General features: G+C 57.7%; 16 protein-coding genes. 2 read left to right on the top strand and 14 right to left on the bottom strand.

The genetic code is table 11. The annotated features are described in order from the left end of the window. Positions 1–71 precede the first annotated feature (71 nt). Positions 72–332 (top strand): hypothetical protein, encoded by a 261-nt coding sequence (locus EXR70_00175; GenBank protein MSP36888.1) that lies wholly within the window; start codon positions 72–74, stop codon positions 330–332. Then, positions 329–781, top strand: a complete 453-nt coding sequence (locus tag EXR70_00170) for a PIN domain-containing protein (protein MSP36887.1) — start codon at positions 329–331, stop codon at positions 779–781. Before EXR70_00175 ends, EXR70_00170 begins: the two co-directional genes overlap by 4 nt. A gap of 38 nt (positions 782–819) precedes the next feature. Here EXR70_00170 and EXR70_00165 read toward each other — a convergent pair whose 3' ends face one another. The 14 genes from EXR70_00165 to EXR70_00100 all read right to left on the bottom strand — a co-directional run bounded on the left by EXR70_00165 (position 820) and on the right by EXR70_00100 (position 17,150). Continuing rightward, the gene (locus EXR70_00165; protein ID MSP36886.1) at positions 820–1,827 is read right to left on the bottom strand and encodes an ABC transporter substrate-binding protein; all 1,008 of its coding nucleotides are present in this window, start codon (positions 1,825–1,827) and stop codon (positions 820–822) included. A 7-nt stretch (positions 1,828–1,834) separates the two neighbouring features. Next, positions 1,835–2,167: a hypothetical protein gene (locus EXR70_00160; protein ID MSP36885.1), complete on the bottom strand. Its 333-nt coding sequence runs from the start codon at positions 2,165–2,167 to the stop codon at positions 1,835–1,837. 72 nt (positions 2,168–2,239) lie between these two features. Further along, positions 2,240–2,824 carry a hypothetical protein gene (locus tag EXR70_00155; protein ID MSP36884.1) on the bottom strand — a complete coding sequence of 195 codons (585 nt, stop codon included), beginning with the start codon at positions 2,822–2,824 and terminating at the stop codon, positions 2,240–2,242. Positions 2,825–2,889: 65 nt separating this feature from the next. After that, positions 2,890–3,729, bottom strand: coding sequence for an MBL fold metallo-hydrolase (locus EXR70_00150; GenBank protein ID MSP36883.1), 840 nt, complete (start codon positions 3,727–3,729; stop codon positions 2,890–2,892). Between the two features lie 165 nt (positions 3,730–3,894). After that, entirely contained in the window at positions 3,895–5,655 is a 1,761-nt protein-coding gene (locus EXR70_00145) for a hydantoinase B/oxoprolinase family protein (GenBank protein MSP36882.1), read from the bottom strand. 63 nt (positions 5,656–5,718) lie between these two features. Beyond that, a complete protein-coding gene (lexA, locus tag EXR70_00140; protein MSP36881.1) occupies positions 5,719–6,324 on the bottom strand; it encodes a transcriptional repressor LexA in 606 nt (201 codons plus the stop codon). 87 nt (positions 6,325–6,411) lie between these two features. Then, positions 6,412–7,458, bottom strand: a complete 1,047-nt coding sequence (locus EXR70_00135) for a hypothetical protein (GenBank protein MSP36880.1) — start codon at positions 7,456–7,458, stop codon at positions 6,412–6,414. Positions 7,459–7,478: 20 nt separating this feature from the next. Further along, a complete protein-coding gene (locus EXR70_00130; GenBank protein MSP36879.1) occupies positions 7,479–9,608 on the bottom strand; it encodes a CoA-binding protein in 2,130 nt (709 codons plus the stop codon). A 104-nt stretch (positions 9,609–9,712) separates the two neighbouring features. Beyond that, positions 9,713–10,873 carry a citramalate synthase gene (locus tag EXR70_00125; GenBank protein ID MSP36878.1) on the bottom strand — a complete coding sequence of 387 codons (1,161 nt, stop codon included), beginning with the start codon at positions 10,871–10,873 and terminating at the stop codon, positions 9,713–9,715. 68 nt (positions 10,874–10,941) lie between these two features. Continuing rightward, entirely contained in the window at positions 10,942–11,730 is a 789-nt protein-coding gene (locus EXR70_00120; protein MSP36877.1) for an enoyl-CoA hydratase/isomerase family protein, read from the bottom strand. A gap of 81 nt (positions 11,731–11,811) precedes the next feature. Continuing rightward, on the bottom strand, positions 11,812–12,990 hold the full coding sequence (queG, locus tag EXR70_00115) for a tRNA epoxyqueuosine(34) reductase QueG (GenBank protein MSP36876.1): 1,179 nt from the start codon (positions 12,988–12,990) through the stop codon (positions 11,812–11,814). Positions 12,991–13,137: 147 nt separating this feature from the next. After that, the gene (locus tag EXR70_00110; protein ID MSP36875.1) at positions 13,138–13,587 is read right to left on the bottom strand and encodes a DUF2203 family protein; all 450 of its coding nucleotides are present in this window, start codon (positions 13,585–13,587) and stop codon (positions 13,138–13,140) included. 23 nt (positions 13,588–13,610) lie between these two features. Next, positions 13,611–14,879: a UDP-3-O-[3-hydroxymyristoyl] N-acetylglucosamine deacetylase gene (gene lpxC, locus EXR70_00105; GenBank protein MSP36874.1), complete on the bottom strand. Its 1,269-nt coding sequence runs from the start codon at positions 14,877–14,879 to the stop codon at positions 13,611–13,613. A 30-nt stretch (positions 14,880–14,909) separates the two neighbouring features. Beyond that, the gene (locus EXR70_00100) at positions 14,910–17,150 is read right to left on the bottom strand and encodes a PAS domain S-box protein (GenBank protein MSP36873.1); all 2,241 of its coding nucleotides are present in this window, start codon (positions 17,148–17,150) and stop codon (positions 14,910–14,912) included. Between the last annotated feature and the right edge of the window lie 25 nt (positions 17,151–17,175).

The following is a 17,175-nucleotide window of genomic DNA, read 5'->3' as shown; positions in this document are numbered from 1 at the left end:
CTTGACCCTTGGTCAGGCCGCCGTCTATAATCTGGTCCACCATGGGTAAAACACCAGAACAAGTAAATGAGTTGCTCAAGCTCGTGCGCAACGAGGATGCATCGACCTTGCGCGCCCTCGAACGCCAGCTGCTTTCCCTCCTTGAACAAAAAGAGCGGGATGAAGCGCTAGCGCGACACAACGACACCGACCGCGACGAGTTAGCAAAGCCGTGTCGCGACGTGGCGATCGATCCTGATCTTCTTGCCCTAGTCGGTATCCATCCGGCAAATCCCGTCGAGGACGACAAGGCGCTGATTCGTGAGATCGTTGCGCGGAGAATAACCGATTGAAGATTTTCATCGACGTCAATGTCTTCATTGACGTGATGACCAAGCGGCGCGGTTGGACAGAGAGTCTCCGTGTGCTTAACCTGGCGCGGCGCTCGCAAGAGATCGAGAGCTCGACATCCGCGCTCACATTGCCCTTGATTTATTTCTTTCGGCGCAGAGTCGTAGACGAAACTACCGCGCGTGCCGACGCCCAAGCGATCTTGAGTGGGCTTCATCTGGTAGCTTTGAGTCAAGCCGTCCTCGATCGGGCAATCATCGCTGCAGGCCCCGACTTTGAAGACAATATTCAACTTGTCAGCGCTGAATCGATCGCCGTCAATCATCTCATCACCCGAAACAAAAAAGACTTCGATGCCGCTACGATCTCCGTGCTCAACCCGGACGAGTGGCTTGCCTTACAAGAAGTCGCCGCACTCGAAACCAAACTCACGCCGTCGCCCGGACCCTGATATTGGCAATCGTTACTCAATCCCCTTAACGACTCGGCTCATCGAATCACCCTCTGCGCCCGCACCAGCACATTCGGCGCAACCGTCACGCCGATCTGCTTGGCCGCTATCAGGCTGATGACGAAATCGAATTTCATCGGCTGCTCGATGGGCAGGTCGGCGGGCGTTCTTCCTTTGAGAATTTTGTCCACATAGGTTGCCGCGCGGCGGTACAGATCGCCGATCAACGGGCCGTAGGCCATCAGCCCGCCCTCCTCGACAAACTGTCGAGTCGGATAGATTCCCGGTAGACGGTGCTTAAGCGCGAGCTCGACGATGCGTTTCGAGTTCAGCGTGGCGAGCGGCGACAGGATTACCACCAGTGCACTGTCGCGCGCCTTGGTCATCGCATCGAACGCGGGGTCGATATCAGCGGCCGACTTTATTTCCAACGGATGCAAACGTAAGGATAAAACTTTGGCGGCATCTACAGTTTCTTTAAATCCGATGACCGCTTCGCGCTGGCCCGGGCTCCACAGCGCCGCAACGCGGGTTCGTTTGGGAAAGGATTCTTTAAGCAGCTCTAGCCGCTTGACGCTCATGTCGGCCAACATGATGCTCAAGCCGGTCACGTTTCCGCCCGGTTTCGCCAGGCTCGCGGCAAGCCCCGACTCAAGTGGATCGCCGGTGGTCATGACGATCGGTAGCGTTTGGGTTACCCGTCGAGCCGCGTTGGCGCTGATCCCAGAGGTGGTAACGATGACATCGACTTTGTCGCGCACCAACTCGGCGGCAAGATCGCCGAGCCGGTCCTGGTTGCCTTCGGCGTAGCGGTACTCGATGATAATGTTTTTCCCCTCCGTGTAACCAAGCGCGCGCAGACCTTGCTTGAACGATTCCAGATGCGGCTGATCTTTGCCGCCCATGAAAAGAATACCGATGCGCGGAACTTTTTCCGCGGCGCCGACCAGCGTCAAACCGTTAAGCGATGAGAACAAATAACTCAGGGCTAATACTAAAATAAATCGTTTCATCTGATTTCTCATTACTTTCGCCTCATGCCTCATGCCTTCTTCACTGATTCACCCGGTCCGCCCGGAACAGCACCGACTGCGCGATGTTCAGCCCGATCAGCTTCGCCGTCTTCAAGTTGATCACGAACTCGAACTTCATCGGCTGCTCAACGGGTATATCAGCGGGCTTCGTGCCTTTGAGAATTTTGTGAATGTACGTGGCGGCGCGGCGAAAAGCGTCAAGATCATTGCTTGAGTAAGACATCAGGTCGCCCGCATCTACCCAAGTTGCGCCTTGGAACATCGAAGGCAAGCGGTGCTTAATGGCCAGTTGGGCGATTCGCTCCGACTGCAGCAGCAGAGGCGCGGTCGTGACGGTGATGAGCGCGCCCACGCGTGCTTTGGCCGCGCTTTGAAAAGCCGCCTCTAAGTCAGGGTTTGGCCCTTGAACGTCAAGGGATCGTAGTTAGACTTTGTGAATGCGCGCCGCGGTTTCATACTCTTTGAAAGCAATAATTCCAGCTTGCTCGGTTGGATTCCGCAGAACTCCAACGCGCGATACCCGCGGCACGACCTCCTTAAGCAACGCCAGTCGCTTCTCGCTTAACTCCAGACTCAGTGTGGCGAGTCCAGTGATATTTCCTCCGGGGTGCGCCAAGCTATCGACAAGTCCAGTCGCGACAGGATCCAGACCGGTTACCATAACAATCGGAATCGCTTGGGTTGCCTTCTTTGCCGCGAAGATTGCTTGGGGAATCGACGCGACAAGGATATCCACCTTGAGTTGCAGAAGCTCGGTTACGAGACTTGGGACACGATCTAGTTTCCCCTCGGCGCCGCGATACTCGATTATGAAGTTTTTCCCCTCGACGTGACCGAGCTCGCGCAGACCTCGGCGCAATGCCTCGACGTAGGGACCCTGATTAATCGCGTCACCGGTTCCCGACACGTAACCGATGCGCGGGATTTTTGCCGGCTGTTGCGCGGCGGCGAATGAAGCTGTTGTGAACACAAGACTTACGAACACCGCGATAAGACTTCTTAACTTCATGGCGACCCTCCCATTCTTTGCTGACTTCTGCCGTCTGAACTCTGACTTCTAACTTCTGATCTCTATCACCTACGAGCGTGGATTCCCGCCGCCGTCAAATAGTCGTACAGATTAGCAACATTCAGCTGCATCACCCGCGGCGCCATGCCGTCTTGCTCGACATCCATCGGATATCTGTCGGTCAACGACGTGAGATTCGTCACGCATTCTTCTTTGCTCATGCCGCGCCCGATGGCGCCGCGCACGTAGTCGAGCCATTCTTGAATGAACCCGCCTTGCTCATTTAAATAACTTTTATCACACACCGGCCCGTGGCCGGGAACGAAAGTATCTTCGCCCAGCGCACGCAACGATTCGAGCGATTTCAGCCAGTCATCTGGCTGGCCTTCCTGTATCCAGGTCTGCACTTTACAGAAAATATTATCGCTGGTGAACGTCACGCCTTCCTCTTCGACGATCACCGCCGCTTGATAGGGCGTGTGGCCGGGCATGTGGATCATGCGGAAGGTGTGATTGCCGACGTGAAGTTTCATCTCGCTTTCGAAGGTAATCACCGGCGCGTTGGCGCGATAGTTCTCCAAGAGCTTCGGCTCTTCAGGTCCAAAAGAAGCGACCCGCGCGAGATGAGTCGCTGTGTCAGTTTCAAGGATGCGCGCGCGCACGCCATGGTGGGCGATCACCGGCACGTCGAAAAACGCATTGCCGGTCCAGTGGTCGCTGTGCGGCTCGGTATTGATGATGTAACGCAGCTTGCCGCGCCGCTCAATTTCAGCGCGCAAACGCACTGCGTCGCTCGGCCTGTGCGGCGTGTCGATGAGAACCAGCCCGTCCGAAGTCGTCACCAACCCATGATTGGCGCCCTTCTGCTGCGTTTCCACGAAAACGTTTGCTGTGAGCTGTTCCATAATTCACTTTTTTCCAAGGTCGGTTCGGAAAGAGATTTTTTCTCGCAAAGGCGCTAAGGCGCAAAGGTTAAGTCAGAGGGCGCGATGAATCGCGCCCCTACAAAACATCTTTCCGAACTTTGCGTCTTTGCGCCTTTGCGAGAGACACTCCGAATCCGAGGCCCTTCATCGATCCAAACTGCGCCGCAACACCGCGGTCGTTTCAACATCGAGTTCAAACCTGCGTCCGCGCTGGGTGATCGCCACGCCGTATTCACTGCGCGCCGCGTCCAAGGAGACGTAACCTGAGCGCACATCGCTCAGCACTTTCTCGGGTTCCCGCTCCAAGGCACTCCAAAAGCCGCCGCCGCCCGCGGTCTCGACCAAAAAGCCGTCGCCTTCGGCGAGCTCCGTCGGATTGAATTTACCGGTGGCGAAACTCTTTTTCGTACCGTCGCGCCGGATGATCGACACGCGATTGGCCAGTGCCGCTTTGCCGTCGTGCAAACCCCAGGGCGCGCAAATCGTCCGCTCCATGCGCGAATAGATCGTCGCGGTTTTGCGCACGTGGGTTTGCTGCGCCACGCCCAGACCGCCGCGAAACTTGCCGGCGCCGCCGGAGTCTTGGCGCAGCGCGCGCTGCTCGATGACGATGGGACTCTTCGCTTCGGTCGCTTCGATGGGCGAGTTGTGGGTGTCGCCGTCGTTGAGCGCCACCGTCGCGCTCATGCCGTCCTGATCCGACTTGGCGCCCCAGCCGCCGCCGGGATGGCCGATATGCGCAAAAAAGAATTTTCCTGTTTCAATATCGAAGCCATGGGGATTGACGATGCACAGATCGGCGTAATGCCCGGCAATCGTCCGCTCCGGACAAGCGTCGGCGAGCGCTTTGAACAGCGTGTCGCACACCGTCATCGGCACCGTGTGCCAGACCCGCACCGGCGCCGGCTTCATCGCGCTCACCACCCGGCCCGGCGGTAAAATAATTTTCAACGGTCGAAACGAACCTTCGTTGATCGGCAACAGCAGCGGCGTGGTGATGCATTTGAAAACCAATTCCGCCGCCGAGCGGCCCGCGGTCGGCCCGGAATTGTAAAAGCCCGCCACCTGCGGCGCGACCCCGGAGAGGTCGATGGTCATCTGATCGCCGCGCACTTCGATGCGCACTTTGATCGGAATATGCTTGCCGATGTTGACGCCGTCGTCGTCCATAAACGACTCGGCCTGATAAACGCCGTCGGGAATTTTCTCCACCGCCGCCCGCGCCAGCTTTTCACTCTGCTCGAAAACTATTTGAATGCTCTCTTTGAACGCCCGATTGCCGTAGCGTTTGAGAAGATGCATGACCCGCCGTTCGCCGGTGCGGATCGCCGCCAGCTGCGCCCGCAGGTCGCCCATCGCCCGCGACGGCACCCGCACGTTGGCTTTGATGATGTCGGTGATCTCGCTGTTCTCGACGCCGGCGCGAAAGTGTTTGACGAACGGCAGCTGCAAACCTTCGGAGAAAATATCCCGCGTAATGCCGCCCAACTGCCCGCCGATATCCTGCCAATGGGCCATCGACGATGAGAACGCCACCAGCTCACCGTCGTTGAAAATCGGCAGCGTATAAATCATGTGATTCAAATGGCTGCCCATGATGTAGCTGTCGTTGGTGAGGAGAATATCGCCGGGATGAATATTGTCCTTGCCCCAATGGGCGATCTTGGCTCTGATCGCGTCGGACAAACCGCGGATGAACATCGGCAGACCGAGGCCGATAGAAATCGTGTTGCCGTCGGCGTCGAACAACCCGACGGTAAAATCCTCCGCCTCGTAGATGATCGTGTGATACGCCGTGCGCATCAGATTGGTCTTCATCTCGCCGGTGATCGCGATCAGCGCGCTGCGAATCACTTCGGCGGTGAACGCGTCGATCCTCGCTTCGCTCGGAATTTCCGATTTCATAATTCTGATCTCACAGTCGGACTCGCTGAAAATTATTCGTCAGTTGTAATACCAAAATCGCTGCTAAAACTTCCTCAGCAGGCCGACAATTTTTCCGGCGATGCGGAACTCGCCTTGGGAAACCGTGATCGGCGGGTATTTTTCATTTTCCGCCTTGAGCGTCACGACGCCGTCTTCTTTGTAGAATCGTTTGAGGGTCGCTTCGCCGTCGATGATCGCGCAGACAATCTCGCCGTTCTCCGCGCCGCCCTGCTGCTTGATGATCACCCGGTCGCCGTCGAGGATGCCGGCGCCGGTCATGCTGTCGCCTTTGACCTGCAAGGCAAAAAGTTTGCCGCTGCCCATGTCGCTGGGAATCGACAGCAGCCCTTCGATATTTTCCTCGCTCAAGAGCGGCTTGCCGGCCGCCACCCGCCCAAGTAACGGCACTTCGCGCGTCGTGCCTAGAACGGTCTTCCCCAAGACGCTGAGCACTTCGATGGCCCGGGTGCCGACCCGGCGGATATATCCTTTTTTCTCTAAAGCTTTTAAATGATCGGAAACGCCGTTGGTAGAGGCGATTTTGAATTGCTTACCGATTTCCGAAATCGACGGTGCAAAACCGTTGTCGCGAATATTTTTTAGGAGAAAACTGTAGATCGCTTTTTGGCGATCCGTCAGCACAGGCAGCATAGTGTTTGAATACTGAAAACAGTTTTAGTAGTCAAACACGGAGGAACTCACACCGGCGTAAAACGGAAACAATGCGCCGGCGCGCTAATTTTCTAAAATCTTTTTCACCCGTTCCACCACGTCGATAGGCTGACTCACCACTTCTTTAGCCAAGTTCTGCATCTCTTCCCAACCGATCGGTTCGAGATCGTAGCGGCGCTTTTTTACTTCGGCGATGAATTCCGCATCTTTCAACATCTTCGCGTAGCCGTCGCGAATAATCCGTGCGATCTCGGCCGGCATTCCTGGCGGCGCCACCATCGGGCGGCCGAAACCGCCGGAGGAGAGCACCACAGTCGCCATGCGGCGCAGCGCATCGGAAGTTTTCTGCTTGTCCATCAATTCGTAGAGCGTCGGCACGTCGCCCAAGCGAACGTCGCGTTTCCTGCCGGTCTGAATCAAACTCTTCACATAACCATTTTTGAACCAAGTGCGGGTCGGATCGCGGCCGACGAAGCTGCCGATGTCAAAGGCGCGGCAATGCAGTTCGCCGCGCTCGACGGCGACATCGATCTCGCCGCCGCTCTGATAACCGGTGACGGTTTTGAATTTCAGTCCGAGGGTTTCTTCCAGCACCTTCGGCACGAAGTAGCCGGTCGCGCCGGTGCCGGCGCCGCCGCAGCGCGGCGGCTCGCTGGCGCGGCGAATGTCGTCGAGAGTTTTGTACGGGCTATCGGCGCGCATGTAGAGCTGCGCTTCCAGCCGCTCCGATGAGCCGATCCAAGTGAACTTGGACCAATCGAACTTCACCGCGCTGTGACCGAGAACCTGATCGAAAAAGGCGCCGCCCTGCAATGCGCCCAAGGTCAAGCCGTCGGGCTTGGCTACGCTGTAGACGTAATTGGCGGCAACCACGGAACTCGCGCCGGGCATGTTTTGCGCCATGATAAACGGCTCGCCCGGCAAATGCTTACCGAGAAACTGCGCCACCAAGCGCGCATAGAGATCGACACCACCGCCGGTGCTGGTGCCGATGACGATGCGAATGGTTTTGCCTTTGAAGTCGTGCTCGCTCTGGGCCGCAACAAGCGCGGGCGGAACCAACGCAAGGGCCAAACAAAATCTTGCAAGAAAACTCGTCGACGATTTCATGACATCCGCTTCCGCTAAATTTACCAATGAATCTTGGCGTCGAGCACCAAGGCCGGCGCCGATGCGCCGCTTAAGCCGATGGGATTGATATCCACCGCCTGAATCCTGCCATTGAGTTCCACGGCGAGATCGGACAGCCGGAGCAGTGCAAGGATAAGCGCCTCGACATTGTGCGGCGATTTTTGCAAGACCGGATAAGCTTTGAGCGCCGCCAGCATTTCTTCGGCGTCGGCTTGAGTCAGCGGCGCGAGCCGAAGCGCAAAATCTTTTAAGACCTCGGTAAAAATCCCGCCCAGACCGCAGAGGATCACCGGGCCGAAGGTCGCGTCATACTTCACGCCAAGAATCACTTCGAGGTCATGATCGATAAACTTCTCGACGCTGACCGACAGCGGCGCCGCTAACTTAGCGGCGATTGCGGCAAACGCTTTTTCAAGCCCGCCATCGTCGGAGACTTTTCCACTGACCAATCCCGCATCGCTGCGATGCGCCACATTCGGCGCTAAACCCTTGAGAATGACCGGATAGCCAAGTTTCGCCGCGGCCGCTTTCGCTTCAGCGATCGATGAAACGAGAACGGCGCTCGCGCAAGAAAATCCATAGGCGTTCAACAACTCAACCGTTGGCGCAGCGGGCAGCATTTTCGTTCCGCGTTGCGCATTGAGAATTGCCTCGACACCGGCGCGCACTGGTTGTGAATTCGAACTGCGGCGTGGCGCAGCTTTGCGCCGTTCAAGGAACTGGCCGTAATCGATGTAACCGCGCAGCATTCTGAAACAGGCATCCGTCGCCGCATCGTAGACTGGGATATGCTTCTCTTGAAAAATATCGCGCATGTCGGTTTCGGACAGATTGATGATCGCCGCCGCCGTCTTGCTGAATTTCTCCGCGGCGGCGGCAAACTGCCGGCCATATTCGTGGCGCACCGCCAGCGGCCCCATGTACATGAGCATGCAGTCGTTGGCTTGATCTTCGGCTAATGCTTCACATGCCGCCTGAAGAAATCCCGGCGCCCGCGAAGTGCCGGCGGTGTCGAAAGGATTGGTCAAGATCGCCGTGCGCCGTTGCGGGATGCGCGACTGAGCTTGTTCGGAAATATCGGCAAGCTCGATGCCATATTCACTCGCCTTGTCGGCCATCAAACTGGCGCCCGCGCCGCTGGATGTCATGACGACGAGGCGTCCGCCGCGCGGCACCGGTTGGTGCGCCGCCAACTGCGCGCTACCTAGAAAGGTTTCGACGGTATCCGTTGAAATAATACCGTGCTGGCGAAACGCCGCTTCGTAAACTTCGCCGGCGCCGGCCATGCGCGCGGTATGCGCCAGGGTCGTCAACGCGCCGCGCTCGGACTTGCCGACTTTGAGCACGACAATCTTTTTGCCAAGCTCGTGCGCGCGCTCGGCGAGTTGGAGAAAGCGCGGCCCGTTCTTCAAACCTTCCATCAGCACAGCGACCACTTGGGTGTTGTCGTCTTCAAGAAAAAACTCGGTGAAGTCGCACAGATCGACATCCATCTCGTTGCCGTTGCTGACCATATAACTAAATCCCTGATTGGCCTGCACGGCGCGATGGCCGATGACGCCCAAGAGTGCGCCGCTGTGCGACGCGATCGCCACCGGTCCCGGCTTGATCGGTAGAGCGAAGGCGTGATCGTAGCCGCAGGGAATATTTTTATAAACATTGAAGGTGCCGTGACAGTTGGGGCCGCAGACGCGAATGTCGTAGCGTTTGGCAATGGCGCTGACTTCGTCTTGGCGCGCTTGCCCTTCCGGCCCGTCCTCGCTGAAACCGGCGGAACCGATGATCGCGGTTTTCACGCCCTTCCTGCCGCACTCTTCTAAGATTTGCGCCGTCAGTTTCGCATCGACCATCAGGATCACGACATCGGGCGCTTCAGGCAAATCCGTCACGGTTGGATAACAGGTAAGCCCGCTAATTTCCGTCGCGCGCGGATTGACAGGATAAATCTTGCCGGCGAATTTCGAGTTAATAATATTGCGCAGCGGCAGCCCCGACGCCTTGGCAAGATCCGCCGAGGCGCCGATGATGGCAACGGATTTAGGATCAAATAGTAAACCAACTCTAGGATCGGACACGAAAACTTCCTCCGGTGAATTATTAGCGTCGCAATGACTACCTGGATGTGCCACGACGGATTATTGTAGGGCGAAAAAAATTTCGCCCCTACATCGCAAACCGCCCGTCCTCCGCGATGAGGAAGAAAACGCCTCAAACATTTCTGTCGAATGTGATCCTACAACGGCAGCCAGCGCCCGCTCTGCTCTGAAGTCGATTTCGCTGCATCGCCGTTCATCGTCTCCGGACGCTGCGGGCTTTTGATCGTTTCTTTCCACGGCGACGGCGCGTCCTTGTACGCCGCGGCGCCTTTGATGAAGTGGCGCGCATGATCGAGGGTTTCGACGAACGGCATGTCCATCGAGTAAAGTTTTTTGCCGCTCGGCCGCGGTCCCCCCTTCGACACATGACCCCACAGCGGATGACCGACCAACTCTTCGGCGACCCACACCGCCTCGATCAACTTGTCGAGATCGACGCCGGTGTCGATGCCCATGCCGTCCATCATGTGAATCAAATCTTCCGTCGGCGCCAAACCCGCCGACTGGCCGTTCCCGCAAAACGGACAACCGCCCATGCCGCCGATGGCCGGCTGCAAGCGCATGGTGTCGCTGGCATCCAAGTTGCGCATCGCTACGTAGGAGGAAGTCAGCGCCATGCCGCGGGTGTTGTGCAAATGTAAGTTAAAGCTCTTGATCGCCGGCCAGCGTTTTTTAATCGCTTCGAGCTGGCGCTCCACTTGATCCGGCATGTTCCAGCCCATCGGATCTGAGATGCCGATCTTGGTGACGGGAATCCCCGCTGCGTCCCAAAGTTGATATTGGCGATCGAGCATCTTCATGCGGTCTTCCTGCGACACTTGGCCGGTCCAGTTGGAGCCCCACGCCGCACTGACGCTGATGCCGGCTTCCTTTGCGCTTTTCGCTTTGGCTTCGTCGATCACCTTGGGCCAGCGCGCCATTTGCTGGGCGATGGTGCGGTTGATATTACGCTGAGCGAACACGTCGCACAGATACACCGCGGTCTGCGCCTGATATTTGAGATCGTTCAACGGCGGAATATATTGGCGCAAGCGCTCCCGGCCCATGTCGTTCAACGCCGTCGCCGTGTAGCTGACGCCGGGCTTGGGATGAAAGCCTTTGACCAGTTCGTCGATGCACGCCATCTGCGGCACCCAGCGCGGGCTGACAAAAGAACCGACGGCAATGTCTTTAAGCCCAGTCTCGGACAACATATCGAGCAAACGAATCTTCCCCGCCACAGGAATATCGGCGCGCTCAATTTGCAAACCGTCGCGCATGCCTTCTTCGGTCAAAACCACTTTGGGATAGTTGCTCATAGTCTCTCCTCGTAGGGGCGCAAAATTTTTCGCCCCCTACCTTTGCGCGCCTCGTAGTACCCTTAGTTTCAGTCGCCCTTATATTTCGCAGAGCGCTTTTCAGCGAAAGCCTTGGCGCCTTCGCGCGCGTCTTGGCTTTCATAGGGGCTCGGCCCCGGCGCCATTTTCAATGCGAACAGCAACGGCGAGCCGATCGACTTCACCGACAGTTCTTTAATGCGGCGCAACGACACCGGCGCGTTTTCGGCGATCTTATCCGCCAACGCCACTGCGGTCGGTAATAATTCCGCCAACGGCACCACCCGGTTGACCAGACCAAAACGCAACGCGTCCTGCGCGGAAATCTGCTCGCCGGTGAAAAGCATTTCCATGGCGATGCCGCGCGGAATCAAATACTGCAACATCACCGTGGCGAAATTGGCGCCGCGGCCGCGCTTCGCTTCCGGCAAACCGAAGCGGGCATTTTCCGATGCGATACGAATATCGCACGCCAAAGTTAATTCACAGCCGCCGGCCAGCGCGTAGCCGTTCACCGCCGCGATGGTCGGCTTGTAGGTTTCGATGGCAAGTTGACTCGAGTGCGGCGGCTCGTCGAGCGCGCCATAGTCGGGCCCGACGCGATAAGATTTCTTTTGAAAAATTTCGTTGTGCTCTTTCAAATCGGCGCCCGCGGAAAACGCCTTATCGCCGGCGCCGGTAATCACCGCGACTTTGATCGACGGCTCATGGCGAACTTTTAGAAACGCGTCGACCAAACCGGTTCGCACCTCATGGCCCAGAGCATTCATGCGGTCGGGCCGGTTGATCGTGACAATCGCGACATGGCCCTTTTGTTCGAACAGTACGAAATCTGACATGGAAAGATTTTCCTCAATAAATATTATTTAAATGCACCGCGAGAATTAACATCCAGAACTGGGAAGATCAAGGAAACCCAGTCAGGACTCGACCGGCGCCATCGCACTCAACGGACTCAGCGATTTCACCGCTTCGTCAATTTCACTCAGCACCGTTTCATCCAATTCGATTTGCCGGCGGCGAGACAAAGCAGCGAGCGCCGAATCGCCGCCGATCTCACCCAAAGCCCAAGCAACGTGGCCGCGCACCAACGGTTCTTCGTCGTTCAAGGCATCGATCAACGCCGGTACGGCGGCGCGATTCTTGAGATTGCCGAGCGCGACGGCGACGTTGCGCAAAAAACCGCGCCGCTTGGCGCGCAAGATCGGGCTGCCGCGAAATTTTTCGCGAAACTCGGCGGCGCTGAGCGATAGCAACGGCGTCAACTGCGGCGCATGCAGACCCGGCCGCGGGCCGAAGGCGCTCTCGGCGCTGGCCTCGGCTTTCACATTGTACGGGCAAACATCCTGACAAATGTCGCAGCCAAAAATATGATTGCCGACCAGCGGCCGTAGGTGGCGCGGCATGAAACCTTTGAGCTCGATGGTGAGATAAGATATGCAGCGGCGAGCGTCGAGAATGTAGGGGCCGACGAAAGCTTGGGTCGGACAGGCTTTGAGACAGAGATCGCACTTGCCGCAGCGGTCGCGGATCGGCCGGTCATAGACTAACGGCAGATCGACGAACAGCTCACCGAGAAAAAACCACGAGCCCTTCTTGGGCGAAATCAGTTGGGTATTTTTGCCGATCCAGCCGAGACCGGCGACCCCAGCATGATCGCGCTCGAGCACCGGCCCCGAGTCGACGAAGGCGCGTCCCTGCACCGGCGTTCCCGCATGCTGCTCGATGCTTTGCAGCAGCGCCTGCAATTTGCCCTGCATGAGCTCGTGATAGTCGTCGCCCCAAGCGTAGCGGGAAATCCATCCGGCGGTTCCGGCCACCGACTCGGGCCGCGCCGGCGGCGTAAAATAATTGAGCCCCACCGAAATTACCGACTCGGCCCAGGGAACTAACTCATGAGGATCGCGGCGCAACGTTTCAGTGCGCGCCATGTAGCCCAATTCGCCGGCGAAGCCGTCGCGCAGCCACTGCGCAAAAGACTGCTCATGGAGCGGCGCTTTGACCGCCGAGATGCCGACCAATTCAAAACCCAGCTGTTGGGCCGCGGTTTTAATTCGCGCGGACAACACCGCGGCGTCATCCGCCGGCTTCGCTTTCATAGATTTACTATTGAACGATCCCCCCTTTGAAAAAGGGGGGAAGGGGGGATTTTCTTCAGTAGTTTTTTACCCGCGCAGAATTCAAATCCCCCTCGGTCCCCCTTTTTCAAAGGGGGATGATCGGAAAACGAGAAACCTCCGGCTGACCTAATGAATCGACGTGCCGCTGTCGGGCTCGGCCTCCTCGCCGTCGAGTAGCGGTTTGCGGCCCGCGAAGCCGTCCTCGATGCGATGCCAAAAACTCACGCTCGGTTCGCCCAGCTGCCAGCATAAAAACACCACCTCGGCGCCGTAGACGCAGGGAAAGTCGATCAATCCTTGCTCCACGCCTTTACACTGGCAACCATGACCGTTGATGGTGTCAACCCACTGCTGCACTTCGCCGACAAGCCGGGCGATCTCATCGTCGGCATGCAGATGTTTCATCAGGTCCGGCGCTTCGGGATCGAGCTGCTGGGTGCGAATCACAGTTTCGCTGGCGCGTTTCAAGCGCCGAATGTTATCCAAGATCCGCTCCACCAACGGCCGCACGATCGGCAGCAGTTCGTTGGCTTCGTTGATGGTAAAAAGTTTTTGATACTGGGCGCTGGAGTCCATCGTGCGGTCTTTCGTCTAGCGGGTTAGAGTTTCATCGCTTCGCGGATTTGCCGCAGCAACGCGATGTTGTCCGAGTGGCCGGTCATGCGCGCGGTGATCGCGCCGCGAATCGGCCGGCCGAGCAAATAGAAATCGCCGAGGATGTCCAATATTTTATGGCGCGCGAATTCCTCGGGAAAACGCAGTTCCGTGTTGACGATTTTTTCGTCGTCGATGAGGATAAAATTGCTCAACCGCCCGCCATTAGCCAAGCCCATGGTTTGCAGCTTGGCGATGTCGCGGAGAAAAGCGAAAGTGCGCGCCGGCGCGATTTCATTTTTGAACGACGCCGCATCGCGATGGTGATAGGTGTATTCCTGCTCCCCCACCGGCGCCGGATAACGCATGAGGTAGCGCACCGACAAAGCTTCGGCGGGCTCGATGGCGATCGATTCGCCGCCCTCGGCGTCAACCTGATAGCGCCGCTCGATGACGATGGGTGCCAACTCGGCGTCTTCCTCATCGATGCCCGCTTCTTCGATGGACTGGGCGAAGTCCAACGCCGAGCCGTCCATGATCGGCACTTCGCCCTGCACTTTGATCAATAGGTTGGTGATGCCGTAGCTGTGCAACGCCGCCAGCAAATGCTCCACCGTGCCGACGGCGAAACCTTTCGAGCGCAGCGAAGTGGCGTAACCGGTGGAGCCGACATAATCCAAATGCGCCGGCACCCGAACCTCGGCGGAGATGCCGGTGAATTGAATACCGCTGTTGGGCGGCAAGGGATGCAAGATCAAACCGCTCTTGACCCCCGAATGGAGTCCCTGGCCCGAGAGTACGACGCTCTTTTTCAAAGTCCGCTGCTTCACCGTCGGCGAACTATTCTTCGCCGCCTTCACGCTCTTGGCTTTGTGCACGCGGAGCTTTTTTTGCTCGCGGGCGCCGGGCAACTCGCCCAGCGCGCGCTGCACCGTGGCCAGCAGGCCGTCCAACGAAACCGGCTTCTCGATGAAATCGAAGGCGCCATATTTGGTCGCCGTCACCGCGGTATGAATGTTGCCGTGGCCGGAAACCATCACGACGTTGATATCGGGCTCCTGGCTTTTGATTTCCTTGAGGAGTCCGATGCCGTCCACCTGCGGCATCCAAATGTCGAGCAAAACCAACTCGGGCTTTTCTTTGCGAATCATTTCCATCACCCGCGTGCCGTCGGCGGTATCGACGACGCGATAACCTTCGTCGCTCAAGACTTCGCACACCGATTCGCGCACGCCGTCCTCGTCGTCGACGACCAAAATGGTCTTTTGCAGCAGAATTTCTTGCACCCGCCCTCCTGACTCCGCTTATGAGTGTAACACTTTTTTCGCCGAATCGAGCGGCCCGGCGCCGTTGGCCGCCGGCAACTCGATGGTAAAACGCGTGCCGCGCGGCTGATTCGGCAGGGCGCGAATGTAGCCGCGATGGTCCTCGATGATTTGGCTGACGATGGTGAGCCCAAGTCCCGTGCCGTTGTGCTTAGTCGAAAAGTAAGGCTCGAAAATTTTCGCGCGGCTGTCCGGCGCCAAGCCGCAACCGTCGTCGGCGACATCCAGGGTCACCACGGCACGCCGTGGATCATACACCGTCGCCAGCTTGATCGCGCCGCCGCCCTGCACCGCCGCCACCGCGTTGTCGAGCAAATTGATCAGTACGCGCTTGATCTGCTCGCGGTCGATTTCCACCGGCGGAATCACCCCGCCGCGAAACTCAAAGTCGATGCCGTTGTGCCCTTCCTTGAACAGAAACAACGCTTCGTTGACAACCTCGTTGAGATCGTTGGACAACAGCTGCGCCGATGGCAAGCGCGCGAACTGGGAAAATTCGTTGACCAGATTTTTCAGCTCGTCGACCTGTTGAATGATCGTGGTGGTGCACTTGTCGAGAATCGCGCCGTCCTCTTTGAGCAGTTCGGAGTAGCGCTTGCGCAGGCGTTCGGCGGAAAGCTGGATCGGCGTCAGCGGGTTTTTGATCTCATGGGCGATGCGCTGGGCCACTTCGCGCCAGGCTTCCATGCGCTGGACTTTTTTAATTTCGGTAATGTCCTCTAGGAAAATCATGATGCCGAGGGTCAGCTCGGCGTCGTCGCGCAGCGTCGCGGCGCTGACCACCGCCGTGAGCACCTGTTGGGCCGACGGAATCTTGATCTCGCGCTCGATGCTGCGCGGCCCGGAAACGTTCTCGATGGTTTCGACGATCTCGCGTATCGTCCCCAGACCTTCGGCGCGGAAGACTTCTTGATAATGTTTGCCCATGGCGTCTAGCGCCGCGACACCCAAAACCTTTTCCGCGGCTTTATTCCAGGTGGTGATCTTGCCCGCCGTATCCACCGACACAACCCCGGCGGCGATGTTGGCGAGCAACATTTCCACCGCTTTTCCGCGCCGTTCCAGTTCGAGCTTGATCTGCTTCAGATCGCCGGTCATATGATTGAACGAGTTCATCAGCACGCCGAGCTCGTCGTCGCCGCCCGACTCGATCTGATAATCCCAATTGCCCTGGGCCACCTCATGGGTGCCCTCGGCGAGTTTTTGAATCGGCACGATGATCCCGCGCGACAGATAAATGCCGCACCAAGTCGCCACCAGCACCAACACCAACGTCATCAAAAACAGCGTTAGGATATAGCTGTTTTTCACCGGGGTCTTGAGGAAGCTCAGGTATTTATAATTCTCATAGGATTGCGAGATTTGCGACGCCCGCTTGCTGACGCTCTTGGGCACGAAGTAGTCGACCACCACCGCGCCGATAATCCGTTTCTCGTCGCCATAGATCGGCGCCGCGCCGCGAATCACATCGGCGTCGCCGAACACCTGCGTGCTGGCGCCATCGAGACCGCGCAGCGCCCGGGTCAGTAAATCCCCCGCCGGTTTCACCGTGACGCCAGTGGGCACCCGCTCGTTGAACGCCACCGCAAAGGATCGGCCGTCGGGGGAATAAAGCGTCACCGTGCCAAGATTATATTCTTTCTGCTTACGTTCGATGAATTCTTTCAGCTGCGCGGCGTTATCGGCGGTGAACAATCGTTCGCGGCTAATCGCCCGGCTCAACTGGCGCGAGTAAAAAATCGCGTTGTTGGCGGAATTTTGATAGTAGGTCTGGCTGATTTCCAACGAACCTTGAAGCGCGCTCTCGACTTTGATGTCGAACCAACGGTCGAAGGACCGGGTCAGCAGACCGCCGGCGATGACGAATAGCAGCACGCAGGGTACCAAGGACAAGCCGACGAACGCGATGACCAGACGGCTCTGCAATCTCGAACCGAGGATGCCCCGTCTACGCTCGAAGACCAGCTTGACGACATTGCGTACGACTAAGAACACCAGCAAGCCAAGCAGGATGATCGTGACGTTGATCACCAGAAAGAAAACGATATTGCTGCCCAGGGTATATTCCGGCACGACCTCGGGCAACTGCACTTCGAAATAAATCAGCGCCACCAAGATGACGGTGGTCACGAAAATGACGACGGCCTCGCGCCTACGGCGCTTGGTTTCTTCGAATTTGCGGGATTGCTCCACGTTATTTACCGGACTTGCAGCTTCCATCGGCTCGGCCTAGCTCAACAGTGGG

This window comes from Deltaproteobacteria bacterium (genome assembly GCA_009692615.1).
Classification (GTDB): Bacteria; Desulfobacterota; Binatia; order UBA9968; family UBA9968; genus DP-20.
Note: the sequence above shows the minus strand (reverse complement) of the source record. Positions and strands in the feature narration are given on the sequence as shown.